This is a genomic window from Planktotalea sp., assembly GCF_039984035.1.
Classification (GTDB): domain Bacteria; phylum Pseudomonadota; class Alphaproteobacteria; order Rhodobacterales; family Rhodobacteraceae; genus Planktotalea.
Map to the genome: position 1 here is coordinate 1 of NZ_JBDWVM010000173.1, position 7,613 is coordinate 7,613.

Consider the following 7,613-nt stretch of genomic DNA (forward strand, 5'->3'; position numbering starts at 1 on the left):
GGTTGAGCCGGTTCTCAAAGACTTGGGCGAGAATGTTTTCCACCTTGGCGACGTCGGCTCTGGTCACACGATCAAATTGATCAACAACTTCTTTGGTATGACCGTGGCGAACGCCATGTCAGAAGCCTTCGCGATGGCTGATCTTGCGGGCGTCGATCGTGGTCAGCTTTATGACGTGATGGCAGCGGGCCCATTGCATTCCGGCATGATGGGTTTTGTCAAAGCCTACGGCGTCGATAAAGACCCAACGCAGCTTGAGTTTGCGATCAAAAACGCGGCCAAAGATGTGGGCTATTATGCGCGTATGGCGGATGACGCTGGCGTGGATAGCATCATGGTCCAAGGTCCATTGAAAGCGCTTAATGAGGCGCGCGATAGCGGTCAGGGTGATGATATGGTCAGCCAAATGGTTGATTTCTACGTCAATCGTTTCAAAGGCTAAACTATGGCCGTCGCTGCCAAGGCCAACGTTGATCTGCCGCGTTATGGCATCGCATTGATGCTGATGGCGTGGCTGATCTTTTCGCTCGTGGACACAGGGGCGAAGTGGCTGGCAGTGGCGGGCATCCCCGCGTTTCAACTCGCTTTTATGCGCTATGCTGGGCATTTTCTCATCTCGATTGGGGTGATCGCAAAGGGCGGTTTTAGCGCGGATCGCTTTAAGACTGATCATCTGTGGCAGGTGGTCAGCCGCGCGCTTCTTCTGGTCTCTGCGACGCTTTCAAATTTCTATGCGCTGCAGTTCTTGCCGCTGACCGTCGTTTCGGCGCTGATGTTTTCCAGCCCTGTTATCGTCTGTTTCTTGTCGGTTTCCGTATTAGGCGAAAAGGTCGGTCCTTGGCGCTGGAGCGCCATTTTGCTTGGGTTCATCGGGGTTCTGATCATCGTGCGCCCCTTTGGCACCGCGTTTCATCCTGCAATGTTGATGATCATCTATAACGCCGTGGCGATGGCGCTTTATTCTATTATGACGCGCAAGCTCTCTGGTGTGGTCGCGGTGGATACTTTGCAGTTCTATATGGGGCTGGTCGGGACCTTCGTCCTGATGCCCTTCGCGCTATGGACGTGGACCCAGCCAGATACTCTCTGGGGTCTCATCGTTCTGGTCAGTCTTGGGGTGTTTGGCTGGGCAGGGCACCAATTGCTCACCACGGCGCATCGTTTTGGCACCGCGAACCAGTTGATGCCCTTTACCTATTCTTTCCTGATCTACGTCACGATTTGGGGGTTTCTGTTGTTCGGCACAGTGCCTGATCGCGTCACGATTTTCGGCGCCATTGTCATCATGGGCGCAGGGCTGATTATCTGGAAGCGCGAACAGTCCTAGCGCGGTTAGCTGTGCATAGATGCATGAGCGGTGCGCAATTTATCCCAATCGAACGTGACGCCGATACCTGCCGCATCCGGCGCAACCGCGCGGGCGTTCTGCACCACCAAGGGGCGCGTGGTATATTCATCAATCGGGAAGCTATGCACCTCGATCAATCCCGCATTCGATTGCCCCGCGACTAGGCTCACGTGCAGCTCTTGCATGCCGTGGCTACAGATGGGTAAGCCATGCTTGCGGCTGAGTTCGGCAACTTGCAGCCAGCCCGTGATCCCGCCGCAGTTGGAGGCGTCGGGTTGCAGATAGGACAGCGCGGCGTCCTCGCACGCATATTCAAACTCATGCAGCGTGTGCAGATTTTCCCCCATGGCAAGCGGCATGCCCGTGGCCCGCGCGATTTCACCGTATCCTTTGTAATTGTCAGGGATGGTCGGTTCTTCGAACCATAGCAAATCGAACGGTTCAAAGGCCCGCGCCGCGTCAATTGCTTGCGGTACGGTCATCGAATAATTGGCATCGACCATAAAGGCGATATCGGGGCCAATGAGCGCGCGAATTGCTTTGATCCGCGCAATGTCATCTGCCAGATTTGGTTGCCCTATTTTGATCTTCACACCATCAAACCCACGCGCGAGATAGCCCTCGGTTTGTTTGATGAGTTTGGGTAGGGAAAAGTTGAGATCGATGCCCCCGCAATATGCACCGCAGGTGTTAGACGCACCCCCCGCCATTTGCCAGAGCGGTTGACCTAGACGTTTGCCGCGCAAATCCCAAAGCGCGATATCCACCGCAGAAATCGCAAATGACGCAATGCCGCCGCGCGCCACGTAATGCACATGCCATTGCATCGCCTCATAAAGCGCCTCTACATCAGCGCCATTCTGACCAATAAAAAACGGCGCAAGATCATGTTCGATCATCGCCTTAATCGCGCGGCCACCTTTTCCGCCTGTATAAGTGTAGCCGGTTCCTTCAGACCCATCGGCCAGTCGAATGGTGGCTGTAACCAGTTCAAAATGGGTGTGATCCCCGTGCTTTGCATCGGTCAGAACCTCGGCCAAAGGCACGTCAAAAATCTGCACCATGACATCGGTAATCAATGTCCCTTCATCGTGCTCTATCATGATGCTCATGTTTGGATGGCTCCTTTGAAATACTTGGTATTACTCAAGCATTCTTAGGGTGCACGCGCAACAAAGACCCGCTTTCATCCGCGTTTCACGATTGGGCGGCGTTTGGCGCAGCATGGGTTTCCAACGTCTTTGCAAGCTCTGCCAGTTGCTCGCTCAACGGATTGCTTTTACGCCAGACCATGCCGATTTGCCGCGACGGGCGCGGGGCAGGGAAGCGGGCCACACAGACCTGCGCGGCAGGTGTTTCAACAGGGATCGCCATTTCAGGAATAAGCGTAACGCCAATGCCCGCGCTGACCATTTGCACCAATGTCGTGAGCGAGCTGCCATCAAGCCCATCGCGTGGCACCGCGGCATTCGCATTGCAAAACGCAAGCGCCTGATCGCGAAAGCAATGACCTTCCTCAAGCAGCAAAAGACGCATCTTTTTGAGCGTTTCACCGTCAGGAACGGGTGAACCTTCTGCTGAGGTGGGGCGCACCAAGACGAAATCTTCCCTGAACAGAGGGGCTTCCACTAAGCTCGGTTCAGATATAGGCAACGCCAAAATAGCGGTGTCGATTTTTCCGTCTGCTAATTCTTCTAATAGTTTCGGCGTTAGAGTCTCGCGCACATGTAAATCAAGGTTTGGATTGTGTTCAGTCAAAATCGCGATGCACGACGGCAATAGATAGGGCGCAATCGTTGGGATGATGCCAAGCCTAAGCCGCGAAAGCGTTTGACCGTTCGAGGCACGCGCGACGTCGCTAAGCGCATCAACCCTGTCCAAAATGGCGCGCGCATGGGACCACAGTTCTTCGCCAGCAGTTGTCAGACGTACCTGCCGCGCGCCGCGTTCAAAGAGCGTAACACCAAGCGTGCGCTCCAACTCTTTGATCTGAACAGAAATTGCCGGTTGTGAGATGGCGCAGAGCTCTGCGGCGCGCCCAAAATGGCCCTGACGGGCGATGGCATCAAAATATTTAAGCTGCTTTAGCGTGAGGTCACTCATAGCTTTTGATTATCATGAAGATAAAAAACTTCAAATGTTACTTATGACATCGCTCTGTTACTTTGCGGAAGAATCATCCAGCAAGAGAGGTCTTCGGACCAATCGATCTAGATGTTCCGCAGTTTTGCTGCGGATGAGATAACCAGCACATACAGGAGCTCCCACATGGACGGAAATAACGTCAATTCAGCAGGCAAATGCCCGGTAATGCACGCAGCAAAGGCCGATACGCGCGCCAACCACGATTGGTGGCCAGAGCAGCTTAACCTGCGCATCCTTAGCCAAAAATCCAACCTGTCTGACCCGATGGGCGAAGACTTTGATTATGTCGCTGAGTTCAAAACGCTCGATCTGGAAGCCGTTCGCGCCGATCTTTACGCCTTGATGACAGACAGCCAAGAGTGGTGGCCCGCTGATTACGGTCACTATGGTCCGTTCTTTATCCGTATGGCATGGCACAGCGCAGGAACGTATCGCACGGCAGATGGCCGCGGCGGCGCGACATCCGGCTCACAGCGTTTTGCACCTTTGAACAGCTGGCCTGACAACGTTTCCCTGGACAAGGCGCGCCGTTTGCTTTGGCCAATCAAAGCGAAATATGGACGCAAGCTGTCTTGGGCTGATTTGATGATCCTCGCGGGCAACGCGGCGATTGAATCTATGGGCCTGGAAACATTCGGCTTTGCAGGTGGGCGCGCAGACACTTGGGAACCTGAGCAGGACATCTACTGGGGCGCAGAAGAAATCTGGCTCGAAGAAAGCGGTGGCGAAAACAGCCGTTATTCTGGTGAGCGCGATCTCGAAAACCCATTGGCTGCTGTACAAATGGGCCTGATCTACGTGAACCCGGAAGGTCCAGACGGCAACCCTGATCCGCTCGCGTCCGGTTTCGACATTCGCGACACGTTTGGCCGTATGGGCATGAACGACGAAGAAACTGTTGCACTTGTTGCCGGCGGTCACACCTTTGGTAAAGCGCACGGCGCTGGCGATCCCGCACTTGTTGGCTCTGAGCCAGAAGGCGCGAAACTGCACTTGCAAGGTCTCGGTTGGGAAAACTCATTTGAGAGCGGCGTTGGCGTTCATACGACATCTTCAGGTATTGAAGGCGCTTGGACACCAAACCCGATCCAGTGGGACATGGGCTATTTCGACGTGCTCTTCGGCTATGAGTGGGAGCTGACGAAATCCCCAGCAGGCGCGCAAATCTGGCACGCGGTTGATCTGAAAGAAGAGAACCACGCGCCTGAAGTTGACGGTTCTGGCAAACGCGTTCCGATCATGATGACAACGGCTGATATGGCGATGCGCATGGACCCGATCTATGGCGAAATTTCGCGTCGCTTCCACGCAAACCCTGATCAGTTCGCGGATGCATTCGCACGTGCTTGGTTCAAGCTGACACACCGCGATATGGGGCCTGTCGCGCTCTATCACGGTCCGCTCGTCCCTAAGGAAGAGCTGATTTGGCAAGACCCGATCCCAGCGGTTGATCACCCACTTGTTGATGCGGCGGACGTTGCAGCATTGAAAGCGGAAATCTTGGGTACAGGTCTTTCTGTGCAGGAATTGGTTCTGGCGGCATGGTCGTCTGCGTCCACATTCCGTGGCTCTGACAAACGCGGCGGCGCCAACGGCGCACGTGTACGCTTGTCCCCACAAACAGGATGGGAAGCCAACAACCCTGCGTCTTTGGGCAAAGTTCTGGCCGCCCTTGAAGGCATCCAAACAGCCTTTAACGCGAAGGGTGACAAGAAAGTCTCTATGGCTGACTTGATCGTTCTCGCGGGCACCGCAGCGATCGAACAGGCGGCGGGCGAAGGTGTTGAAGTCCCCTTCACGCCGGGCCGTATGGACGCAAGCGCGGAGCAAACCGACGAAGAAAGCATCGCTTTCCTCGAGCCACAGGCGGACGGTTTCCGCAACTACGCAAAAGCGCGTTACACAAAAACAGCGGAAGAATTGCTGGTCGATAAAGCACAGCTTTTGACGCTTACTGCGCCAGAGATGACTGTTCTTGTCGGCGGTATGCGTGCGCTTGGTGCGAACTTTGATGGGTCTGAGCACGGTGTTCTGACGGATCGCAAAGGCGAGCTGACAAACGACTTCTTCGTGAACCTTTTGGATATGGCAACCGTTTGGGCGCCTGTTTCAGAAGACGAAGATCTCTTTGAAGGTAAAGACCGTAAGACGGGCGAGACGAAATGGACAGGCACACGCGTTGATCTCGTGTTCGGTTCCAACTCTGAACTGCGCGCACTGGCAGAAGTTTATGCAAGTGCGGATGCGGGCGAGAAGTTCGTCAACGACTTCGTCGCAGCATGGACAAAAGTGATGAACGCAGATCGTTTCGATCTCGTATAAGTTACTTGGCTAGATAAAAGAAAAGAGGCCGGGCGCAGGGATGCGCTCGGCCTTTGTTTTTTTTGGGTTTTCGAATTGGCTTTGCCAATCCGACCGGTTGGGGGATTTTCCCCCAGACCCCCTAGGATATTTTAAGAGAGAGCAAAACTAGAGCGTTTCGATCCGCAAGTCGGCAGGTTGAATTGTGTGACCTTGGAAAGTGATCGCATCAGGTGAATAGTTAATCCAGAAACGGTGGGTGTCTGTATCGCGCACACGCAGACCCTCTGGTAGGCGCTGGGTTTCGACGCTAGCCTGCGCAGCGAGTCTTTCAATGATGTCGATATAGGTTTCGGCCTCTGGCCAGCCAGCGATATAGTGAAAGCCTTTCGCATGCATGATCGCAGGCGCGCCAGTTGCGGTGCGCAAAGTGATCTCCGCGGTCCCTTCAAGTTCCTCGAACCAATGCAAAAACGCACCGCCATCTTCGAGCGGGATTTGGACCGTTGGCGGCATGCTTTCGACGCGCGATACGGTGCAATCAAGACCTTGGATGTTTGGCCCCATAGGGGTTGGGATGCTCAGCTCTTTGGTTTTGGAACCAGCGCGAGGGCCAATCAAAGCTGTACCTTGGTAGGTGTTGAGCGTTTCTGGCAATTCTAAAAGCCCCGGTGCGAGAACGAGATCGTATTGCGATAGGTCTGTTTCCGGCGCGACAATATCCAGCGATAATCCTAACGCGCGTGCTGCGCGATAGGTTTCCAAGGCAAGGCGGAACATGTCGAAATCAGCGCCCTGCGGTTGGGTTTCCCATGCCCAGCAGGACGCGTAGTCAAAGACCAGCGCAACGCTTGCTTTGGCGATACCGACATCTGGCAGTTGCGCCATTTCATCGGCGACTTGCCGTGCTTCTTCGAGGGCAGGCGCGGGTTCTGCATCGGGGCGCAGCAATCCTGCGTGCATCTGTTCCTGTGCGAAAGGCGCTTGTCGCCAACGGAAATAAAGCACCGCCTCAGCGCCATGGGCAAAAGCTTCCCATGCCCAGAGACGTGCCATGCCTGGCAAAGGCGCTGGGTTGTAGGGGGCCCAATTCACAGGGCCAGGTTGCTGTTCCATCACCCACCAACGCCCTTTGCCAACGGCGCGATAGAGATCATGGTGAAAGGCCTGCATGTCAGGATCGCCCTGACGCAAATAGCGCGTTTTATGCTCTGGCGTGCCTTCAAGGCGGTCAGAGAGAAAGCCGATTGGATAGCTGTCCCAAGAGGCGATATCGAGGTCAGCGCCCACGTCATAATGATCAAATGCGGTTTCGCGGCCCATGTAATTGTGGATCAGTGGCGCATCGGTGAATTGGCGCAAAATCTCGGTTTGGGCACGGTTGAAACGCACGACCATATCAGACGAGAAACGGCGGAACGCGAGCACATGAGAGGGGTTCGGCTCCGTCACAGTAAGGTTGGGCAGGCCAATCTGATCAAACTCATCGTATTCCATTGACCAGAAAATATTGCCCCAAGCGGCGTTGAGCGCACTAGGGCTTTGATAGGTTTGCGCGCACCAATTCTGAAAGGCGCGTTTGGCGGCGTCAGAATAACTGATGACAGTCTCATGGCAGCCGTATTCATTGTCAGTTTGCCATGCTTTCACAAATGGGTTCTTGCCGAAACGCTCCGCCAAGACGCGCGTGATGCGGCGGCACTCTTCCAGATAAGGTTGATGCGAAAAACAATAGTGGCGACGCGAGCCAAAGCCACGTTCGCGGCCCTCTGCATCTACGGCAAGCATGTCGGGATGCTTGTCGAGCATCCAGCGTGGC

General features: G+C 54.8%; 6 protein-coding genes. 3 read left to right on the top strand and 3 right to left on the bottom strand.

The genetic code is table 11. The features are described 5' to 3' along the window. Positions 1 to 442: NAD-binding protein (locus ABJQ89_RS07780; protein ID WP_348495681.1), on the top strand; the 442-nt coding region annotated here is incomplete at its 5' end. Between the two features lie 3 nt (positions 443 to 445). Next, a complete protein-coding gene (locus tag ABJQ89_RS07785; protein WP_348495682.1) occupies positions 446 to 1,327 on the top strand; it encodes a DMT family transporter in 882 nt (293 codons plus the stop codon). A gap of 5 nt (positions 1,328 to 1,332) precedes the next feature. Here ABJQ89_RS07785 and ABJQ89_RS07790 read toward each other — a convergent pair whose 3' ends face one another. Then, positions 1,333 to 2,460 carry a mandelate racemase/muconate lactonizing enzyme family protein gene (locus tag ABJQ89_RS07790; protein ID WP_348495683.1) on the bottom strand — a complete coding sequence of 376 codons (1,128 nt, stop codon included), beginning with the start codon at positions 2,458 to 2,460 and terminating at the stop codon, positions 1,333 to 1,335. 85 nt (positions 2,461 to 2,545) lie between these two features. Then, positions 2,546 to 3,451: a hydrogen peroxide-inducible genes activator gene (locus ABJQ89_RS07795; RefSeq protein ID WP_348495684.1), complete on the bottom strand. Its 906-nt coding sequence runs from the start codon at positions 3,449 to 3,451 to the stop codon at positions 2,546 to 2,548. A 165-nt stretch (positions 3,452 to 3,616) separates the two neighbouring features. Here ABJQ89_RS07795 and katG point away from each other — a divergent pair, with 165 nt between their 5' ends. Further along, positions 3,617 to 5,815 (top strand): catalase/peroxidase HPI, encoded by a 2,199-nt coding sequence (katG, locus tag ABJQ89_RS07800; protein WP_348495685.1) that lies wholly within the window; start codon positions 3,617 to 3,619, stop codon positions 5,813 to 5,815. A 147-nt stretch (positions 5,816 to 5,962) separates the two neighbouring features. On the opposite strand, the gene ABJQ89_RS07805 is transcribed toward katG, so the two are convergent. Next, positions 5,963 to 7,613: beta-galactosidase (locus ABJQ89_RS07805; RefSeq protein ID WP_348495686.1), on the bottom strand; the 1,651-nt coding region annotated here is incomplete at its 5' end.

Excerpts from the sequence above, each read along its gene's own strand:
- ABJQ89_RS07790 (WP_348495683.1), bottom strand. The coding sequence starts at position 2,460 with ATGAGCATCATGATAGAGCACGATGAAGGGACATTGATTACCGATGTC.
- katG (WP_348495685.1), top strand. The coding sequence starts at position 3,617 with ATGGACGGAAATAACGTCAATTCAGCAGGCAAATGCCCGGTAATGCAC.
- ABJQ89_RS07785 (WP_348495682.1), top strand. The coding sequence starts at position 446 with ATGGCCGTCGCTGCCAAGGCCAACGTTGATCTGCCGCGTTATGGCATC.
- ABJQ89_RS07795 (WP_348495684.1), bottom strand. The coding sequence starts at position 3,451 with ATGAGTGACCTCACGCTAAAGCAGCTTAAATATTTTGATGCCATCGCC.